Genomic DNA, 19,935 nt, shown 5'->3' with positions numbered 1-19,935 from the left:
TGATTCCGCTGCGGTTTCCTGCGCCAAACCCCCGACGCCGCCCTTTTCGCTTCCCGCCCGGGCCGCTAGGCTGTGCCGAACCGGGTGAAGGGGGATCACGTGATCGGCAGGGCGAAGCAGGGCCGGACGCCGCCCGGCGGCACGGAGGACATGGCCGTCCGCCTCCGGCTGGCCCAGGGCTCGCTGCGCCTGGCCCGCGAGGAGCTGAGCGGCCGGATCGAGGCCGCCGCCGCGATGGTGGAGCACTGCCGGGCCACCGCGGAGGCCTACGGCCACCGGAGCCGGGCACTGCAGGAAGCCATGCGGAACGGGCCGCCGTCGGACAACGCCCAGGCCCTGCAGGAGACGGCGGAGCGGATGAGCCGTCAGGCCGGGGCGGTGCAGACGGAGGCGGACCGGCGGCTGCAGGCCCTGCTCGAGCACCGGCGCCGCCTGGACGAGGCCCTGGACAAGCTGGGACACTCCGCCGCACGCCTGGAGCTGGCCGAGCGTGAAGCTGCCGGGCGGGACAAGCTTCGCGGGCTGGGCCGGGGCGGGGCCGGGCTGGGCACCATGTCCGGCGGCGGCGCCGGCGCCGTCCTGGACGAGGAGCTGCGCGAGGCCCAGCGGCTGGCCCACCAGGCGAAGGCCCTGGCCGAACTGAGGCAGGACCGCCTGTGAGCGCCGTCGACCCCCGCACCCCGGCGTTCACCCCGGTTTCCTTCCGTGCCCCCTTCGACCCGCCGCGCCGGTTCCCCCGCAGGATCGGCCGGAAACCGTTCTGGGCGTTGATCATCGCCGTGCTGATCCTGCTGGGCACCGGGCGGCCCGGCATTGTGCTGCTGGTGATCGCGGCGGCGGCCACGGCAGCGTTCTGGTGGTGGCTGCGCCGGCAGGCGGAGGCGGCTGCCGCGGGCCTGACCGGGTATCTGCGCAGCTTCTATCCGGACGCGCCCGGCGTGGACCGGGCGGGGCTGCTGGAACTGCTGGACCGCGGCCGCCTCATCCGTTCCGCGGACGACGGCACCGAGATCGCCCTGCGCCTCGCCCGCCCCGCGGCCTCCGGCGGGCGGCGCCCCGTCATCATGGCCAGGTACCGTCCTGCCGGGTTCGGGCTGCCCGAGTTCGACGACGCGCTGCGCACCCTGGGCAGCGACCCGCAGGTGGCACGGGCCATCGAGCTGCTGCGGAAGCAGCCCCGGGCCTGACCCGGAAACGCAGCGGCGGGATTGCTCCGAGCTGAGCGGGGGCTGCCCCGGTGCTGTCTGCCTCAGCGCTGCCCGGCCAGACGGTAGCCTCGGATGCATGGCCGAAATCCCGCTCCCCGCCGTTGAACCGGAGCTGCGCACTGCAACGGTTCGCGGCCCGGAGGTGCGGCGGCTGAAGCGGGCCGGCACCGGCCTTCGCCGCATCCGGTGGGCGATGCTGCTGCTCTGGGGCATGTTGCTGCCCCTGCTGCCCATGCTGCTGCTCGAGCCGCTGCTTCCAGGGGCGGTGATGGAGGTGATCGGGTACCTGCTGGTGATCTGCCTGCTGGGGCCGTTCGGGCTGTGGCCTCTGGAACACGCCCTGGAACGGCGCGCGTTCCGGGCCCGCATGAAGGTCTTCCCGCAGGTGGAAAAGGCCCTGACCGCCCTCCGGGCCGGATGGGGCATCGAATGGGTGGTGGGCGGCGGGCGCGGCTCCCGGGAGCGGCTGATCTCCCGGGGGACCTGGAAACAGAAATACGAATGGGCCCTCGACTACAGCGGCGACCAGCTGACCATCACCGAGCTGGCTCCGCACGAGCATGAAAACGACGACGACGATGAGAGCGGGCAGCAGGACTGACGATGGATGCGAACCACCAACCGATCCTCCGGTCCACGGTCGTGACCGATCCGGCGGCCGGGCAGCTGTGGCGGGCCCGCCGGGTCGGCGGGGTGATACGGGCAGCGGAACCCGTGCTGTTCGGGCTGCCGGTGCTCGGCCTGGCCCTGAGCGTCTACGGCCATCGGCTCGGCTTTCCCGGGCACCTCACGGGCCCGCTCTGGGCCGGCATCGCCGCGGTGATCGCCGTCGCCATGGCGGTCTCGCACTGGGGGGACAAGCGGGAACAGAAGGCGCGGACCCAGCTCTACCTTCGGCTGCGGAGCGCAGTGGCGGATTTCGGCGACGAGCTGATCGAATGGCAGCTGAGCCGGCGGGGACCGGAGTGGCTCATCTCCACCGCGCGCCGCAGCACCGGGCGCTGGGCCCTGACCTACGGGCCGGCGGAGCTGACGCTGGCGGAGGTCCCGGACCCGGACGACGCGTCCGGGACGGGCCGCTGAGCCCCGGCGCGCTACTCGCCTGCGGCCTCGCGGGACGTGATGCCGAAGCGGGTGGACTGCAGCTCCGTGAAGTTGCCGACGCTCGCCCGCACGGTGCATTCCGGGGAGATCTGGAGCGCGGTGACCGTCAGGCCGGTGCCGTCCACCGCCAGCGCCCCACCGCAGCCGTCGGCGAAGCGCACGCCCTGCTCGCCGCCGGCAACCGCGGTCAGGGTTCCTGACGGCGTCCCCGTTGCGGGGCTGATGTAGAGCGGGTTCAGTTCATCCGCTCCGCCGGCCCACACCGGTACCAGGGTGATCTTCAGCGGGCTCGGCGTCACCACCCGGGCCGGGGTGCGCACCTCCACGTCCATCAGGCGCTGGACGGGGTAGGCGGTGCCGACCACCGCGGGATCCTGCACGGCGGCCGTCGTCGCCTCGTCGCCGGCGCGCAGCCAGGCGTCGAGGGCCTGCTGATCGCCGGGGGCGGCGGTGACCGCGGCGGTCACCTGGGCGGAGCCGCCGGCCGGGATCTGCAGGCCGGACACGCTCCAGCCGCACTCGACGTCGACGCCGGTGAGGGAACCCTGGTTGCGCTTCACCGAGGCGCCCTCCCAGGTGACGGCGGGGCAGGCATCGCCCTCGGCCAGCCCCGGGACCACCTCCAGGAAGTCACCGGACAGCGGCGCCTTCTGGGCGGAGTACGCCACCGTCAGGCGGATCTGTCCGGACTCCGGTTCAAAGGACGCGCTGCGGGAGATCGTCAGCCCGGTGGGAAGGGCCTGGCCCTGCAGCTGGGAGGACAGCTGCTGGTCGGCAGCCGCGCTGTCCTCCCGGGGATCGGCGGGGGAGAGCACCATGAACCCCACGACCATCGCCACGAGAAGGGCGACGGCGGTCCCGGCCAGGAGCAGGGCCTTGCGGGTGCGCCAAAACGGGACCGCCTCCTGCTCCGCGGCCGCGGAGCGGGCCTCGGGGCGGGGCCGTTCCTCCCGGCGCGGCATCGGCCGGGCGATCGTGGCGCTTCCCGCCTCGCCGAGCGAGGGCAGCTCGGCCGGCTCTCCGGTCGGGGCGGGGGCGGCGAAGGCCGTCAGGTCGTCATCGGTGTACGCGCCGCGCACCACCGTGGCCGGGCGTTCAACCTCGTCGAATTCCTCGGGGGCGTCCCCGCGCTCCAGCGGGGCGTGGTCAGCGAGGCGGGCCGCCAGGCGGCGGAGCTTCGCCCCGGCCTCGGCGGCCGCAGGCCTGCCCGCGGGATCCTTGGACAGCAGCCGGTCAAGGGTCTCCCACAGCTCATCGTCCACCGGAAGCCGGGGCGGGCGGGAGGAAACGTGGCGGTACGCGATGGTGAAGTCGGTTCCAGGCCCGGCGAAGGGCGTCCGCCCGGCCAGCAGCTCGTACAGCAGCACCCCGGTGGAGTAGACATCGCCGGCGGGCCCGGACCGGCCCTGGGTGATGAGTTCGGGCGGCATGTACTGGGGCGTACCGATGAGTCCGGTGGTCTGGCGGATCCGTTCCCCCACCACGTCCGCGATGCCGAAGTCGGAGACCCGCACATCCTCCGGGCCGCAGTCGGGCCAGCGGCGGGCCAGGAGCACGTTGTCGGGTTTGATGTCGCGGTGGGTCACGCCGCGGGAGTGGGCGAAGGCCAGCGCATCGAAGATCTCGGCCGCCATGGCCAGGGCGGCGGCGGGGCGCAGCGGCCCGGCCTCCTTCAGCGCGTCGCGCAGCGAGCCGCCCTCGATGTAGTCCATGACGATCGCCAGCCGGGAGCCCTCGACCACCATGTCGCGCACCGGAACGATGCGCGGGTCCTGCAGGCCCAGCAGCACCGACCGCTCGCGCACGAAGCGTTCCACCAGCGAGGGGTCGTCGGCGTGTTCGGGGCGCAGCACCTTGGCGGCCAGCGTGCCGCCGTCGGCGGTGGTGATGGTCCAGACCTCGCCGACGGCGCCGGAGCCCACCCGCTCACCGAACCGGTAGGACGCGCCGAGCGCCTGGCCCGTCTGTGCGAACTGCATACCGTCTTCTCCAACGCTGTCGAGTGAAACTTCCGTGGCCGGCCGGCCGGTTCCCATTCTTCCCTGCCGCTGCGATTATGCCCCGCAGATTACCGCCGGGCGCGGATCACCCGGCCGGGCTGATCGATTGGATGAGGGCCAGCTGGCCGCCCACGCTGATGTAGCCGCGCCCCGTGGTCAGGGCCACCGGTGCCCTGCGGGGGAGCATGGCGCCGAGCAGTTCTCCGTCGTAGTCCACGTCCGGCTGCAGCAGCACGCCCAAGCGGGACTTGCGCAGCGTCTTGGTCCAGTGGCTGTAGAGCCCGCGCAGGTCGGCCGCCCGGCCGGCGGCGATGACGCACAGCCCCGGCTGGCCGGAGGCGACGACGCCGGCGATGGACTGGTCGGAGTCCTCGAACCGCTCGGCGTCGTCGATCAGCAGGAAGACGGGTCCGCGTTCGAGCCGCAGCGAGGCGAGCAGGGCGGGGACTTCATCGGTTCCCACCGCCACCCGGTCCAGCGCGGCGAGGGCCAGGGGCGAGCGGCGGTCGCAGATGCCCCAGACCTGGGCGGGCCCCTGCTCCGTGGGGGCCCCGTGCAGGGCGGCCGCCAGGGCCAGCAGCAGGGTCGACTTTCCGGAGCGGGCCGGGCCGGCGATGAGGGCGTGTTCGCCCTCGTAGATCTCCAGGAACGCGGGGGCGAAGTCGGCCTCCCGCAGCCCGACCGGGACCAGCCACGGTTCGCCGGCCAGCTGCGGTTCCGCGCCGAGCTCCGGCAGCGTGAGCTGGGCGGGCAGCAGCCGGATCGCCGGGGCCTTGCCGGGCACCTCGGCCCAGCCCTGCCGGATCTGGTCCACGGCGGCGGCCAGCCCGACGGCGGGGGTGGCCACGTGCATCTGCAGCGCGTTGCGCGGATCGACGCAGCGGCCTGGCAGGGCCGCCGGGATCTGCTTGCCGCGGATGCCCAGGGAGGAATAGTCGTAGGCGTCGGCCAGCCGGAAGAGCCAGCGCTGCAGGGTCACTTCGTTCATCGCCGTGGGGATCGCCTTGGCGCGGGTGGTGGACACCGCGAAGGACAGGCCCAGCGCCGGGCCGTCGGCGTAGGCCCGGAACAGCAGGTCCATCAGCTGCTGCCCCTCGAAGTCCTGGAACTCGTCCCGCAGCGACGCGAGCCCGTCCAGCAGCACGACGGCGCGGCGGTGGTTTCCGGGCTGGGCCCTGCGGCTTTCCAGCTCCGTGTGCAGGTAGCGCAGGAAGCGGGCCTGCTGCTCCTTCGCCCCGGCGCCGGTGCCCACGTAGGCCACGGTGTGCGGCAGCCGTTCCAACGGTTCGAGGCCGCGGGAGCCCATGTCCAGGATCAGCAGGTCCAGGTCCGCCGGGTCGTACTCGCGGGCGAGGGTCAGCGCGATGGAGGCCAGCGTCGTCGTCGTGCCGGAGCCGGCGACGCCCATCAGCATCAGGTTGCCCTCGGCCATATCCCAGCCGGCGGGGGACTGGCGCTGCAGCTCCGGTTCGTCGCGCAGGGTGACCAGGACGGTGGAGTCCGCGACGCCGCCCACCACGGGCAGCGGCGACGCTGGCTCGACGGCGGACTCGGCGGCGCCGGTGGAATCGGTGTCCTCGGGAGCGGCGTCGAAACCCTCCAGCTCAACGCGTTCGCCCAGCGCCTCCGGCCAGACCTGCCGCGGCGGCGCGTAGCCGGCGTCGGCGTTGGCGGCCACCACGGCGTCGATCAGCAGGTCCAGGTCGTTCTCGTCCGACGCCGCGGAGGACGGGGGCGCGGCGGCCGGCGCGGGAACGCCGAACTGCTGGATCTCCCGGACCTCGACGGCGGGTCCGCTGCCCTGCTGGGCCTGCCCGGTGACGAGGGCGGTCTGCACGGGGGTGATGTCGTCCTGGCCGAGCTTCACGTAGGCCCGGCCCATCTGCGCGCGGCCGATCGCCGAGGCCGCCGGCACGCCGATGACGTTGTTGGAGTCCTCGCGGCTCTGCACGCGCAGTGCAACCCGCAGGTTGGTGTTGGCCAGGATGTCGTCGTTCACCACGCCGGCCGGGCGCTGGGTGGCGAGGATCATGTGCACGCCCAGGGTACGGCCGACGGCACCCACGCTGACCAGCGCGGTCAGCACGTCCGGGAAGTCCTTGGCCAGCATGGCGAACTCGTCGATCACCAGCAGCAGCCGGGGCATGGGCTCGGCCGGGTTGGTGGCGAGGTAGGCGTTCAGGTTGTCGATGCCCTCGCCGGCTTCGGCGAAGACCCGCTGGCGGCGCTCCATCTCCGCCTCCAGCGCCTGCAGCGCCCGGTCCGCCAGCTGCTCGTCCAGGTTGGAGATGGTGCCGATGGTGTGGGGGAGGCGCTCGCAGGCCTTGAACGCGGCGCCGCCCTTGAAGTCGATGAGGATGAAGTTCAGCCGGGTCGGGTCGTTGCGGGCCGCCAGGCCGGCCACCAGGGAACGGAGGAACTCGGACTTGCCGGAGCCGGTGGTGCCGCCGACCAGCCCGTGCGGGCCGTCCTTGACCAGGTCCAGGGTCAGGTCCCCGTTCTCTCCGGTGCCGATCGGGGTGGAGATGCCGGTGGGTGCCTGCCACAGCCGGCGGATGGCCGCGGCGTCGGGCCGGTCGTAGCCGAGCAGGGTGGGCAGCCGCACGAGCGAGGGAAGCGAGGCTCCGGGCACGCTCAGCTCCGGGTCGTCGAAGTGGGCCAGATGCATCGCGCAGCGCAGGGCGTCTTCCCGGGCCAGCCCGGCCAGGATGACGTCGTCCACGCGGGTGAGGTCTTCAGGCTGCTCCACCGTGGCAGCGGCATCCTCGCCCACCCGGATGATTGTGGTGCAGGAGGCGGGCAGCTGTTCCTCCGAGGTGGCGATGACGATGCCCGCCACCCGGGATTCCTGCCGCTGCCGGGCACTCGAGCCGGCGTCGGTGCGGCCCATGCCGAGCAGGGCACGGGCCGGTGCGTCCCGGCCTTCGGTGAGCACCTCGGAGTCCAGCACCACGAGCAGGGCCGGGGTGGGCAGTTCCTGCACCGTGTCCTTCAGCGCCCGCAGCATGGACAGGCTCGTTTCCCGATGCGCGGACATCCACCGCTGCCCGGTGCTGCTGCCGGCCTGGCGGGTATGCGGGAGCCAGGACGCCCACTCCCATTCGTCGGCGCGCCCGGGGTCGCAGAACACGCCGACCGTCAGGTCCGCCGGGCCGACGTGGACGGCGGCCTGGGCGAGCAGCGACCGGGCGAGGGCCAGGGCGCCTTCGCGCGGCCCCACCATGCCCACCACCCCGGCGTTGGTGAGGTCCACGAGGACCGGTGCGGCGAGCAGCCGGGCGGCGGCGAGGGTGTCCTTCACTTCCTGGTCCAGCCGCGGGCCGGCCGCCCGGTCCACCTCGGGTCTCCAGGGGACGTCGCCGGTGCCGGCATGCAGGGCCAGGAAGTCGTCGGAGTCCGCGCGGCGCTGCCAGAGCGACGTCGCGGGCAGCGCCGCCCGGCGGACGACGGTGGCCGGATCGGGGATCATCTGGTGGCGGCGCGCCGTCTCGGTTTCGGCTGCGGCTCGGATCTGCTGCTCAAACTCGTCGAGCGCACCGGAGAAGCGCTCGTCCTCCTCCTGCAGTCCCTTGGTGTGGCGGCGCTTCTGTTCGAACCACATGCCCACCGCCATGACCGGGCTGAGCATCGCGAACATGGCGAAGCGGAGGTCCCGCAGGATCATCACCATCGCCACCGCCATCACCAGGGGTGCCAGCACGGTGATGTAGCTGAACTTGTTGGCCGGCGGCACGTCCTTGCGGCTGGGCGGAACCAGGGGCTCTCCGGCGGGGGCCTTGCCGGGGCGGGGCGGGCGGTTGAACGGGGCCGTCGCCGCGGGGGTGAGGTTGTGCAGGCTGCCCGGCGCCGGGGCCGGTGACTCGTCGAGAGACCGGCGGACCAGGAGTACGGTCCCGCCGGCGGTGATGGTGGCAGTGTCGGTGATCAGCACGCCGTCGTCCCCTGCCGGGGCGCCGTTGACCAGGGTGCCGTTGGTGGAGCCGCTGTCCAGCACCCGCAGCCCGTCCTCCTCCCGGCGCAGCCGGCAGTGCTCCCAGGAGGCGCTCTCCGTGGGAAGGGTGAGGTCGGCGTGGGGGGAGCGGCCAATGAGCATTTCCCGTCCGCGCGGAACCTCCGCCACGGCCCCGGTCTGCTGGCCGCCGGCGAGCGTGACGCTCCAGTCGCGGATCCGCTTCGGCGCGGGCCAGGGCGAGCGGGCGATCCTGCTGCCTTCCAGCAGGACCAGCTCGGAGACCGGGGTGGACCCGCGCACTTCGGCTTCGTCCACGAACACGGCCTCGTCCGCCGCCAGGCGCGGCCCGCCGGCCGCTTCCACCAGATCCGAGAGCGTGGTGGCTTCGGCGGCCCGGGCCACCTCGCACTCGAAGCGGGCCTCGTCGAGCTCGATCAGCAGGCGCACCGGGTTGTCCTTCCGTGTTGAAGCAGGAAACCGGCCCGCCAGGGGCGGGCCGGTCAACGGGTCAGGGAGCGTCCGTCGCCGCTATCCAGACCAGCCGCGGTGCGGCCGCATCTGCCGGACGAAGGCCGAGATCCTGGGCTGAAGCATAAACCGGGACGGCGGCCGCGGTGAGCGCGTCGGGCCGGGTGAAGTCCAGGGCGGGCCCGGCCAGGCCTTCGCCGGGACCGAGCGCCAGGGTGCGCAGGGCCTCGCCGACCTCGGCCGGATCGCCGCTGCCGGCCAGGGCCGCAGCCCGCACCAGGGCGACGACGGCGTCGTGGCTGGCGGCGTCCGCGGCCCAGGCTTCCGCCGAGAACGGGCCGTCACCGGCGAGGTTCCGGACCTCCTGGTTGCCGGCGGCCAGCCGGACGGCTGAGAGGAAGGCGGACATGCCGCGTCCCTGGGCATCCTGCTGGAGGGCGACGGCGTCCCCGCCCGCGGGAGCCAGTGTCACCAACTGTCCGGAGACGGTGCCGTCCAGCTCCGCCAGGGCGGCGGTGAAGGCCGGGGTGGCGGCGCCTTCGGGAAGGATCATCGGTGCGGAGACGTCGCGGGCCTGCAGCGCCTGGACCAGGCGGGCCAGCCGCTGCGGCGTCGCGGCGGAGACCACCACGGCGTCCGCGGGGTCGGCCACCATCATGACGGCGGCGTCGGCCGGGGCATCCGGTGCCGCGGGCAGCGGCTGGTTGCCGGTGCGCACGGCGGCCTCCTGGGCGAGGGCGGTCACGTCCTCGAACTCGGCGAGGTTCAGTGTCTGCGCGAACTGGACCGACGGCGGGACCTGGCCCTCGTCGCCGACGAACAGGATCCGCTCCTTGCCTGCGAGGGCGGTGAGCAGGGCCTGCTCGGTGGAGGCGGCGGAAGCGCGCGTGCTCCACGTGGCGGGGCCGGGCTCTGCCGCGGAGGCGTACGGCAGGATGGCCGGCAGGCCGAGTTCCTCGGCGGTCTTGGCCGCCGCCTGGGCCTGGGGCCCGGTGCCGGCCACGATGATGCCGGAGACGCCCTGGTTGGCCAGGTCGCGGACGGCTTCGCGTGCGCCGTCCTCCGTGCCGCGGTCGTTGCGGGTTTCGAGGGTGACGGGGGCGCCGCCCTGGGTGAAGCGCTGGGCGGCCACCACGGCCCCCTGCGCCGCCCGGTTGTACTCCGAGCCGGGTTCCCCGGACTGCCCGAATGTCAGGACGACGCCGAGCGAGAGGTCCTCGGGAGCGCCGTCGGCCTGGAGCGATACGGGAACCGTTGCCGCCACGGGGTCCGGCCGCGGGGCCTCCTCGGGACGGTTCAGGAAGACCAGGGCGGCGACGGCGGCGACGATGACGGCCGCCGCGACTGCGACCAGGGTGGTGATGCGTGCCCGGGAGCTCATTCGCCGCCGCCGATCGTCAGGGTGTACAGCGTCTGCGACGTCGCACCGGCCGGTATCTCAAAGGCGAACGCCGGCAGCTCGTCGACGGCCGTGAGCGAGGCCTTGAACTGTGCCTGCCGCAGCAGCAGGCCGTTGACGTTCTGGGACCGGATGTTGGCGTACCCTTCGGCGTTCTGCGAAGCCAGGGCCAGCTGGTAGTCAGCGGTTTCGGCCTTCGCGGCGTTGGTGGTCATGGAGCCGAGCAGGCCGGATCCGTTCACGGAGCGGTCGCCCAGGTCCAGCATCACCTTGTTGAGGCTGGAGGACAGCAGGGCGCTGGCGCCTTCGACGTCGCGGGTGGAGCCGGAGGTGCCGGCCGCGATCCGCTCCAGGGAGCGTTGCGTGCTTTCCGCCAGCGCGCCGGCGAGGGCGCCGCTCTGCTCCTCAAGGTCCTTCCGCTGCTCGTCGACCGTGCCCTTGGCGTCGGTGACGACGCCGTCGGAGGTGGTCTTCAGGCCCGAGATGGACCGGTTGAAGGCGCTGACGACCTGGTCGGTGCTGTTGTCGCCGATCTCCGAAACCTGGCGGATCTGCTGGTTGACGACCACGGACACCGCTTCCTTCGCCTGTTCGGACGTTTCCGCGATCTCCTTGTCGAGCGTCTCCACCAGCTCCGTCTGGTCCTTCTGCAGCTGGGCCAGGGTGGCGGTCACGGTGTTGGAGGAGGCGACCGCCTCCTCGAGCGCCGTCTTCAGCTCGTCCAGGGCGGTCCGGCTGCCCTGGACGTCATCCTTCGCGGCTGCGTCCAGCAGCGCCACCGCGCCCCGGACGTCGTCCAGAGTGATGTTCTCAATGCCGCTGATCTCGGTCTCGAGGTCCTCGAACGCCTGGGCGATCGCCGCATCCGGGTTGGTGGTGTCCATGGCCGCGAGAACGGCGTCCCAGCTGGCAGCCTGGGCCTCAAGGCGCACATCCAGAGGCTCGTCGAACCCCCACGGCGGGGCCAGCGGCGCGGTCGGGTTGCCGTCCTCGTCCATGGGCTCGCAGGGATCGGCGGTCAGGTAGGAGCGGAGCTCTTCGGCGTCCTCGGCGGAAAGCCGCCCGTCACGGGGATCCTCGCCGTCGGCCACGTCGCAAAGCTCAGCAGCCAGCTCGCTGATCTGTTCGGTCATGGAACGGTCCCACAACGGACCGTCCACGATTTCCTGCCGCGCAGCCCCGGCCACTTCCTCAACGCCGAGCAGCTGCTGGCGCAGGCCGTCAATGCTGTCCCGGGCATCCTGGGCGGCAGTACGGGTGCTGGCTACCGAAGCTTCAAGCGACTCGGTGACAGTCGTGATGGAGTCTTCAACGCCGTCGAGCGCCGTTTCGTACTCCAGATCGGGGTCGGCGTCGAGGATGGCCGTGACCTCTGCCAGGAGATCGTTCAGCGCGTCATTGGTCACCTGGTGCCCGGCTGCGGCACGCTCAAGCTGCAGCCCTTCCAGGCCGTCCACGAGAACCTGGCCCTGGGCCAGCAGATCCAGCATGGTGCCGGTCAGGATGACTCCCGAGGCGGAGATGGAACAGGCCAGGGAGGGCGTGGGCTTCTTGACGCCCTGCTCCACCTGATCCACCAGTTCCTGGGCGCAGGCCTCTAGGGTGGGCTTCTCCGGGCCGATTGCCGCCTGGAGTTCGGCGGCCACCAGGTCGCGGCAGCCCGCGCTGACCTTCGCGTACGCGTCCAGCTGGGAGGCCATGGTGAGGACGCTGCCGTAGACGGTGCCTGCCTGTTCGGGCTTGGCCACTTCGGCGGCGCAGCCGCTGCCGTCAATCTGCGCGGTGGGAATCGTGGCCGAGGTGTCGCCCAGCATGGAGTCGACGGCGGCCACCGTCTGCTGCAGCTGGGACAGGGCGGTGGATTCGGTCGCCTCCGTGGCGGCCTGCAGATCCGTGCCGAGGACCTGCAGCTGCTCCTTCAGGGCGGACATGGTCGTCGCCAGCGACTCGGAGTTGTCGCGCAGCTCGGCGGCGGTCTGGACGCCCAGGGTCTGGGAGGTGACCTCCAGGTTGCGCCGCACCTCGGTGATCATGGACCCGGCGCGGGTGAGCACGGTGTTGACGTCGGAGACCAGCGAGATGGTGCGCTGCTGCAGCTCCATTTCGGAGCCCGCGCCGGTGGAGAAGGCGCTGGAGACCACGCCCTCCGCGCTCAGGTCCGTGGTGAGGCCCGGCTGGACCGCGAGGTCAAAGGCCGGGACCTGGAAGTCCTCGACGTCGGCCACAAGGCGCAGGGTGGTGCTGGCGCCGGTGCGTGGCGGAGCGAGCACTGCGGCCCACTGCACGACGGCGGCGCCTTCCTCCGTGCGGCTCAGGACGCCGTTGGTGCCGGCCGCGCCGTCGGCGGATCCGGGGGTGATGTCATCGGCCTGGACGCCCTCGAGCCTGGTCGACGCGGCCACCGTCAGCGGCGCGCCGACAAGGGCGGTTTCGGAGCGGGCCTGCCCGGCGGCGTCGTACTGGATGACCTGCGGCTTGACCGTCAGGTTCTCCAGGGTCACGTTGATTTCCACCGGGCCGGTGTGGCCGGCAAGGTCGTTGAGGTCGGTGCCGGATTTCTCGCCGGCGCGGTACTGCAGGCTCACCCGCACGGGCAGTTCACCCACGACGTCCGCGGTGTCGTACACCGTGTCCTCGGCGGAGGAGGCGCCGTCGGCCGCCACCGAGATGGTGGTTCCCTCGATGGTTTCGACGCCGGCCGCGGGGGAGAGGTCCACCCTGACGTTCTGGAAGACCTTGACGGGATTGGATACCGGTTCCGGCTCCGGGTCCTGGGTGCACGACGTCGTCGCGATCAGTCCCGCGGCGACGAGCACGGCGGCCAGCCGCCGCCCCCATGGCGTGCCCCGTTCCGGATTTTTGCAGCGGCTGGTAAGTGTTCCTGGCATGAGCGTCCCCCTCGCGTCCGATGCCCTGAGCATCATAGGGATCATAGGGGGTGGGTGGGCGAATGGACGAATCTTTCCCGATCGGTTTTTGTGCCGCAGATGACGGCCGCACCTATCCACAGTTGCTTTTTGTGACTGTTGGCTTTAGCGACGGCAGTTGGTAAGGTGCCTTTCGTTCGGTCGCCGACCGTCCGTGTTCGGCGGATTAGTCGTAACCAATAGATGGGGGATTCTTATGTCGCGCGTGTTGTCTACTGAGCAGGCCAAGACTGCAATTAACCAGGTGCAGTCGATCATCAACGGCGGTTTCACGGATCAGATCTCGGCGCTGGACGCGCAGGGCAAGATCCTTTCGGATCCGAACGTGTGGGACGGCCCGCTGGCGGCACAGTTCCGCGGCTCGACCTGGCCCGAGACCAAGGCGGCGCTGGACAAGGCCCGTGAAGAGCTGGAGCAGCTGCGCGGCCAGCTGCAGCAGATCTCGCAGAACATCTTCTCCGCGGGCGGCGGCGCCTAGGCCTGCGATTTCCCGGTGCAGGGGCCGGGCTGCCGCGCCGTCTCGGCGTCTGCGGCCGCCCGGCCGCCTGCATCTTCCTGTACCGGCTGCTCTGTCCGCCGGACATACTGACCAACGGCCCGCAGCCGCAGGTCCTTTCACACCGCGCCCGTTTAACGCTTTTCGTTGAGCGGGCCCGGTGCTGTTCATCTTCTTTCCGGACGGCCGTCCAGCAGCCGCCCGTTTCCTGTCTGCAGTTCTTAGATCAGTTTTCAGTGGGGGGCACTGATTATGAGCGAAGCCATTGGCGATTATGTTGTGACACCGTTGCTGCCGGAGGATCCGGATGGCCGGTATACCTACGGTGTGGCTGCGGATATGAAGTCCGCTTTCGAGTCGGCGGCCGCCCGGGTCGAAGAAGCTGCCAGGACGCGGCAGGGGTACGTGTCAGCGGCACGGGAGGACTTCACCGGCGCATTTTCCGAGATCTTCCAGGCCAACGGAACCACGGCGGCACAGGATGCGACGGCGCTCGCCGATGCGCTGCGCCTGGTCGGCGAGTATGTCCGGAGGATGAGCGAGGCCGGCCGCGAGGAGGACGAGCGGCGCGAGAAGGCCAACGAGTGGGTTCGGTGGCGGGACAGCCGCAACGCGTTTCAGGAACATGTGCTCGACCCCCTGCTTAACAATGATCGTCCCCGGCCGAATATGAGTCCGGGGCAGGCACCGAACTTTGACGCCATCGCCGCGGCCCTAGGGTCCCGGCGCACACCTGAGCCCGGCACCGGCGGTGGCGGCGGTGGCGGCGGTACGTCGTCGGCGCGGCCGTCAAACCTTCGGACCTTCGCGGCCAACTCGCGGGCATTGGATTCCAGCCTGGCAACGACGCCGGGGACCCTCCGAAGCCATCTGCAGTCTTTTGCAGCGCAGTGCTACTGGGGTCACATCAACGCCTCAGGGGTGGTCCGGGCGTATGACGACTATCTGCAGGCGAATGAGGATGACGCGCTGTGGGCGGTGACGGTGGCGGATGCCTTCGCTGCTGCCGGTGGTGAGGGGAATGTGTCGACGGTGTCCGATGCGGCGTTGGCTGAGGCGCTGGCTGCGGCGGGGGTGAGCGCGACCCGGGCTGCGCTGGAGATTGATCCGCCGACGGCGTGGGGCGCGAAGCCGACGACGGGGTATGCGAATGATCCGGTGAACACGGCCACGGGCAACTTCATTGAGCCGGAAACCGATCTGGGGTTTGCCGGGGTCGCGTCGAACCTGGTGCTGTCGCGGATGTATAACTCGCTGGCGGTGACGGGCCAGGACGCGGATGAAGTTTCGGCGGCGCCGGGGGTGTTTGGTCCGGGTTGGTCCTCGGTGCTGGATCAGCGCCTGGTGTTCAGTGATGGAGGTTGCCGGTGGGTGATGGCCGACGGTCGGGCGGTGGACTTCCCGCGCGAGGGTGAGGGCTGGGGCCGGGCGGTGGAGGAGAACTACTGGCTCTCCCGCGAGCCGGCCGGCACGCCCTCCCTGACGGAGCTGGCGTCGGTTCCTGCCGGGACCAGCCACCTCATGGTGGTCCGGGACAACAAGGGTTCCTGGTGGGCCTACAGCCTCACCGGGGCCTGGCTGGGCGCCGGTTCCGGGCCCGGCCGCACCGTCTCCGTCGACCGTCCTGCTTCCACTACGGCGGATCAGGATGCCGCCGACGCCGGTCACATGGTGTCGCGGTTGTGGCATGTGCGGGGCCGGTTCCTGGAGGTGGAGTACGTGGGCGGCCGGGTGGCCGTGGTGCGGGCTTCGGATGGGCGCCGGGTGGAGTACGGGTATGACGACGCCGGCCGCCTGACCGAGGTGTCCACGGCGGCGGGGACCCGCCGGTACCGGATCAACGGGGACGGGCTGGTCGACGCCGTGTTCTCCGCGGCCGGGGTGCTGGAGGCGGAGAACACGTATGACGCGCAGGGCCGGGTGGTGCTGCAGGTGACCCAGCATGGGCGGCGGACCCGGTTCGCCTACCTGCCCGGCCGGGTGACCGTGGTTTCGGACGAGGACGGCACCCGCTCGAATTCCTGGATCGCGGACGCCCGCGGCCGGCTGGTCGGGGTCCGGGACTCGCATGATGAGCGGCAGTCCATGGCCTATGACCGGCACGGGAACCTGGTCTCCTTCACCGAACGCGACGGGTCGGTCACCGTCCACGCCTATGACGAGCGGGGCCGCCGGATTCGGACGGTGACGCCGGAGGGCGCGGACTTCACCTACGGGTGGGACGATCACGACCGGATCACCACCCTGGTCACCGACACCGGGTCGGTCATCACCTACGAGTACGCGGACGAGGTCACCCGCGACCCGTCCGTCGTCACCGACGCCCTGGGTGGGCGGACCGAACTGGTGTGGGAGCAGGGCCTGCTGGTGCAGGTCACCGACCCTGCCGGGGTCACCATCGGCTTCACGTACGACCAGTTTGGTGATCTGATCGCGACCACCAGCGCGGCCGGGGACACCGCGGTCATCGTCCGCGATGCGGCGGGCCGGCCGGTGGAAGCGACCACCCCCTCGGGAGCTCTGACCCGGTACGGGTACAACCCGGCCGGGCTGCTGTCCCGGCGGGAGGACCCGGACGGGGCGGTCTGGGCCTTCGAGCACGACGACGCCGGCCGGCTCACCGCCGTCACCGCACCGGACGGGGGCCGCACCGCACTCGAGTACGCGGCTAACGGGGAACTGGTGCGCACCATCGACCCGCTCGGCCGGTCCGTGGAACGGGTCTTTGACGACCTGGGCAACGTGGCCGCGGCGGTCCTGCCCGACGGCACCCGCTGGGGCTTCACCCACGACTCCCTGTCCCGGCTGACCCGGATCACCGACCCGGCCGGGAACGACTGGATCCGCGAGTACGACACGGTCGGGAACCTGACCGCCGTCATCGACCCGACCGGGGTCCGCGCCGATGCCGCCACGGACCGGAAGACCGGCACCGCGACCCTGCGGGACGCGTTCGCGTCCACCACCTACACCTTCGACGAGTACGGGCGCCCCACCCGGGTCCAGTCCGAAGACGGCACCGCCGAACTGATCACCTACGATGCCGCCGGCAACCCGGTCGAACTGCTCGACGGGGAAGGCGGGCTCACCGTCCTGGCCCGCGATGTTGCCGGCAGGATCACCTCCATCACCTCCCCCACCGGGGCGCTCACCCGCTACGAATACGACAACTGCGGCCGGCCCTTCCGGACCATCGACCCGTTGGGGGCGGTCACCGAACTGGCCTACGACGCCGACCAGCGCGTCATCGCCCGGACACTGCCCACCGGGGAAACCGAGACGTTCACCTACGACGGGGCCGGCCGGCTGACCGGTCGCCGCACCCCCGGCCAGGGCGTGGCCCGGTACGGGTATGACAAGGTCGGGCGGCTGACCTTCGCCCAGGACACCTGGTACGGCACCCGCCGCTTCAAATACAACACCGCCGGGGAACTCATCGAAACCGTCAACGGCGTCGGCGGGCGGACCCGGTTCGAGTACGACCCCCGCGGCCGGCTGGTGAAGATCACCGACCCGTTGGGCGGGGTCACCACCCGCACCTACACCGACACCGATCAGGTCTCCTCGGTCACCGACCCGCTGGGCCGGGTCACCACCGCGACCTATGATCCGGCCGGCCGGCAGCTGTCCCAGACCGACCCGGACGGGAACACCACCACCTGGACCTACGACACCGCCGGCCAGGAAACCGCCACCGCCTACAACGGGCGGGTGCTGGCGGAGATCCGCCGCGACAAGCTCAACCGGCGCATCGTGATCGCGGACTCCACCGGCACCGACGGACTGGTGGTCGAGCACGAACTCGGATTCAACCGGCGCGGCCAGCTCACCTCCCGCACCCGCGGCAGCCGGGGCATGTCTTGGGCGTACGACGCGGACGGACACCGGACCGCCTACACCGACCCGACCGGAACCACCACCACCTACACCCGCGACGCCGCAGGGCGCGTGGTCACGGTCAGCAACCCCCGCCTCGGTGAGGCCGCCTTCTCCTACGACGCCTCCGGTCGGCTCACCACCGCCACCGCCGGCAGCCTGGTTCAGGCCTGGGCCTACCGGCACGGGTACCTGGCCGAACACACCCGCACCACCACCGGCACCGGCACGGACATCACCCTCATCGGCCGGGACGACGACGGACGGATCACCGGCCTCACCCGAGGCGGAACAACGACCCGCTACGCCTACGACGGCGCCGGACAACTCGTCGCCGCCGCCACCACCGACGACGGGGAACCCGATGCTGCGGCAGCGGTGCGGGCGGCGGTCACCGAGTGGGAGTACGACGCCGGCGGACGCCTGACCCGCGAGTACACACCCGCCGGAACCCGCGCGTATGAGTACGATGAGGCGGGCCAGCTGACCGCCGTTGTTGAACCGGACGGGGCGCGCGCCGAGTACGTGCATGACGGTCTGGGCCGGCGGACCCGGCTCATCCGCGCCGACGGGTCTTGGACTGAATACGCGTGGGGTCCCACAGGTCACCTGCAGGAAACCGTCGACCGCACCCCGGACGGGGCCGACACCGCCAGGCACCGGCTGCGGGTCGATGCCCTGGGCGAGTTGGCCAGCGTGGACGGCTGCGACCTGTGGTGGGACACCGCGAACCCTGTTCCCACCCTCGCCGGGATCGCCGACCAGCAGGTGAGGCACCTGCCCGGCGGCATCACCGGGGTCGGCGATATCTGGACAGCTCCGGGCTGGCGGGCCGCCCGCCCCACCGATTCCGCCGATCCCTGGGTTGTCCTCGGTACGCCCGTGGTCCCTGCCCCCGGCGGAGCGCTGGCTGGCGGGGCGCCGGGCACCGGAGACCGTACCGGCTCCGGACCCGGGTCCATCGCGGAGCTCCTGCCCGCCGGTATCCGTATGACCGCCGGCGGCGGGCTCGACGTCGCCGGCCTGGAATGGCTCGGCAAGCGGGCCTATGACCCCGCCGTCCGTGGCTTCCTTTCCACAGACCCTCTCGCACCGGTCCTCGGAGCGGGCTGGGACGCCAACCCCTACTCCTACGCCGGCAACAACCCCCTCAACAGCACCGACCCCACCGGCCTCAAGCCCCTCACCGACGCGGAACTCCGAGTCCTCGATGAGCAGGACCGGGGATTCCTTCACGGCGTGGGGGACTGGCTCAGTGAATACGGCGAATACGTGGCTGCTGCTGCAATCGCGGCGGCCGGGGTCGGGTTGATGTTCGTTCCCGGCGCTCAGGGTGCCGGCTTGGCCTTGGTGTTCGCGGGCGCGGATGCGGCAATTCAGAAAGCGACGACGGGCTCCGTGGACTGGAGGCAGGTCGCTGTCACCGGCGCAGTGGGGGTGATAGCCGGGCCGGTGGCGGGCAAGGTCAGCGGCTTGGCGACGAAGGCACTTGGTTCCGCTGCTGCTGCGCCGGTTCGTGCCGCCGCGTCCCAGGTCGCTTCGCGCGCTGGATCCGCAGTGACCTCCACAGTCGCTCGCGTCAGCCCGGGTGCCGCAGCCCGTTTGGGCCAACTGCCCGCCCGTGAGATTGCCTCGGCCGCGGTAGTGGACGGCACGGTCGGGGCTGGAGCCAGCACCACTGTCTATCTCGTAGGGGAAGATAAGCCCACGGCTCGAGGGGTGATCGGCGCGGCGGTCAATGGCGGAGTGAGCAGCGTAATCAGTGCACCCACCCCTCACCTGTTTGGTCCGTCGGCCACGAATCCGTTCGAGCGAATTGGTCGGAGCGGCATATCCGCAGCGGGGTCGATAACCGGCGGTATGGCTGAAGCGGGGATCTCAGGCGAGGACTACGGACTTACTGACGTCCTCTTCGACGGGGGAAGTGGCGCCGCAGTGGCAGAGCTCGGGACTCCTCGGGGCAGGCATGCCGCGCCGACATTCACGGAGATACATGCCGATACCATTGTCGAGTCCGGGGGGTCGATAATTGAGGGGAACTTCCTAAGTGATGACTGAGCAGCCCGAGCCTGGCAGCCGCAGTAAGCCGAATCTCAGCGAGCGGGATCTGGTATTGGGGAAGCGCGTTATTAGGTTCATGACCGTCGGGTGCCTCGCCGCCCTTGTGGTAAGCCTTGCGATAGCGGTTTACGTGTTTCAAAGCGTTCCACTGGATACAAGGCTGCCTTACAGTGGACGGTTCGGGCGGAACGGGATTCCGATGCCGATTGCCATGGGTGTCGTCGTGGTTTTTCTCGCCCTCTTTGCTCGACCCTACGGCTCGAAGGCGCACCATATGGGCAAGCGGGCCCGCGTGATTCTCTATATCCTGGCCGTGGCCATAATGGTGGTGGCTGTGTGGGCTCAGTGGGAGCTGGCGAAAGCGATCCTCGTCGAAGGCGGGGCCAGGGGGTAAGTTTGCCGGCTTTCGGCATGGCAGATGAGGAAGGGCGTTTTGGACGGTGG

Annotated in this window: 11 protein-coding genes; 7 read left to right on the top strand and 4 right to left on the bottom strand. The window is 71.1% G+C overall.

Annotated elements, in window-relative coordinates; translation table 11 throughout:
* Positions 1 to 99 precede the first annotated feature (99 nt).
* From AC5RUW_RS13525 to AC5RUW_RS13510, 4 genes are all read left to right on the top strand, one after another.
* A complete protein-coding gene (locus tag AC5RUW_RS13525) occupies positions 100 to 660 on the top strand; it encodes a hypothetical protein (protein ID WP_494161161.1) in 561 nt (186 codons plus the stop codon).
* Positions 657 to 1,187: a hypothetical protein gene (locus AC5RUW_RS13520; protein WP_494161160.1), complete on the top strand. Its 531-nt coding sequence runs from the start codon at positions 657 to 659 to the stop codon at positions 1,185 to 1,187. Before AC5RUW_RS13525 ends, AC5RUW_RS13520 begins: the two co-directional genes overlap by 4 nt.
* A 97-nt stretch (positions 1,188 to 1,284) precedes the next feature.
* Entirely contained in the window at positions 1,285 to 1,809 is a 525-nt protein-coding gene (locus AC5RUW_RS13515; protein ID WP_494008244.1) for a hypothetical protein, read from the top strand.
* Positions 1,810 to 1,811: 2 nt separating this feature from the next.
* Positions 1,812 to 2,291, top strand: coding sequence for a hypothetical protein (locus AC5RUW_RS13510; protein ID WP_494161159.1), 480 nt, complete (start codon positions 1,812 to 1,814; stop codon positions 2,289 to 2,291).
* An 11-nt stretch (positions 2,292 to 2,302) separates the two neighbouring features.
* Here the strand turns inward: AC5RUW_RS13510 and AC5RUW_RS13505 are convergent, their stop codons facing one another.
* The 4 genes from AC5RUW_RS13505 to AC5RUW_RS13490 form a co-directional block, all read right to left on the bottom strand.
* A complete protein-coding gene (locus tag AC5RUW_RS13505; protein ID WP_494161158.1) occupies positions 2,303 to 4,291 on the bottom strand; it encodes a serine/threonine-protein kinase in 1,989 nt (662 codons plus the stop codon).
* Between the two features lie 106 nt (positions 4,292 to 4,397).
* Positions 4,398 to 8,711 (bottom strand): type VII secretion EssC family protein, encoded by a 4,314-nt coding sequence (locus AC5RUW_RS13500; protein WP_494161157.1) that lies wholly within the window; start codon positions 8,709 to 8,711, stop codon positions 4,398 to 4,400.
* A 61-nt stretch (positions 8,712 to 8,772) separates the two neighbouring features.
* On the bottom strand, positions 8,773 to 10,113 hold the full coding sequence (locus AC5RUW_RS13495) for a type 1 periplasmic-binding domain-containing protein (protein WP_494161156.1): 1,341 nt from the start codon (positions 10,111 to 10,113) through the stop codon (positions 8,773 to 8,775).
* Entirely contained in the window at positions 10,110 to 13,019 is a 2,910-nt protein-coding gene (locus tag AC5RUW_RS13490) for a hypothetical protein (protein ID WP_494161155.1), read from the bottom strand. Before AC5RUW_RS13490 ends, AC5RUW_RS13495 begins: the two co-directional genes overlap by 4 nt.
* Positions 13,020 to 13,263: 244 nt before the next feature.
* On the opposite strand from AC5RUW_RS13490, the gene AC5RUW_RS13485 reads away from it, so the two are divergent.
* The 3 genes from AC5RUW_RS13485 (at position 13,264) to AC5RUW_RS13475 (ending at position 19,885) form a co-directional block, all read left to right on the top strand.
* A complete protein-coding gene (locus AC5RUW_RS13485) occupies positions 13,264 to 13,536 on the top strand; it encodes a pyrophosphorylase (protein WP_494008250.1) in 273 nt (90 codons plus the stop codon).
* 345 nt (positions 13,537 to 13,881) lie between these two features.
* Positions 13,882 to 19,488: a DUF6531 domain-containing protein gene (locus AC5RUW_RS13480; RefSeq protein ID WP_494161154.1), complete on the top strand. Its 5,607-nt coding sequence runs from the start codon at positions 13,882 to 13,884 to the stop codon at positions 19,486 to 19,488.
* Positions 19,481 to 19,885, top strand: coding sequence for a hypothetical protein (locus AC5RUW_RS13475; protein WP_494008252.1), 405 nt, complete (start codon positions 19,481 to 19,483; stop codon positions 19,883 to 19,885). The genes AC5RUW_RS13480 and AC5RUW_RS13475 overlap by 8 nt, the downstream gene beginning before the upstream one ends.
* Positions 19,886 to 19,935 lie beyond the last annotated feature (50 nt).

The organism is Arthrobacter sp. Y3222053 (assembly GCF_059092805.1).
This window is presented reverse-complemented; position numbering and strand designations above follow the sequence as displayed.

What these genes read in the sequence shown, in the direction of transcription:
- AC5RUW_RS13515 (WP_494008244.1), top strand. Translation starts at nt 1,285, where the DNA reads ATGGCCGAAATCCCGCTCCCCGCCGTTGAACCGGAGCTGCGCACTGCA.
- AC5RUW_RS13510 (WP_494161159.1), top strand. Translation starts at nt 1,812, where the DNA reads ATGGATGCGAACCACCAACCGATCCTCCGGTCCACGGTCGTGACCGAT.
- AC5RUW_RS13505 (WP_494161158.1), bottom strand. Translation starts at nt 4,291, where the DNA reads ATGCAGTTCGCACAGACGGGCCAGGCGCTCGGCGCGTCCTACCGGTTC.
- AC5RUW_RS13495 (WP_494161156.1), bottom strand. Translation starts at nt 10,113, where the DNA reads ATGAGCTCCCGGGCACGCATCACCACCCTGGTCGCAGTCGCGGCGGCC.
- AC5RUW_RS13490 (WP_494161155.1), bottom strand. Translation starts at nt 13,019, where the DNA reads ATGCCAGGAACACTTACCAGCCGCTGCAAAAATCCGGAACGGGGCACG.
- AC5RUW_RS13475 (WP_494008252.1), top strand. Translation starts at nt 19,481, where the DNA reads ATGACTGAGCAGCCCGAGCCTGGCAGCCGCAGTAAGCCGAATCTCAGC.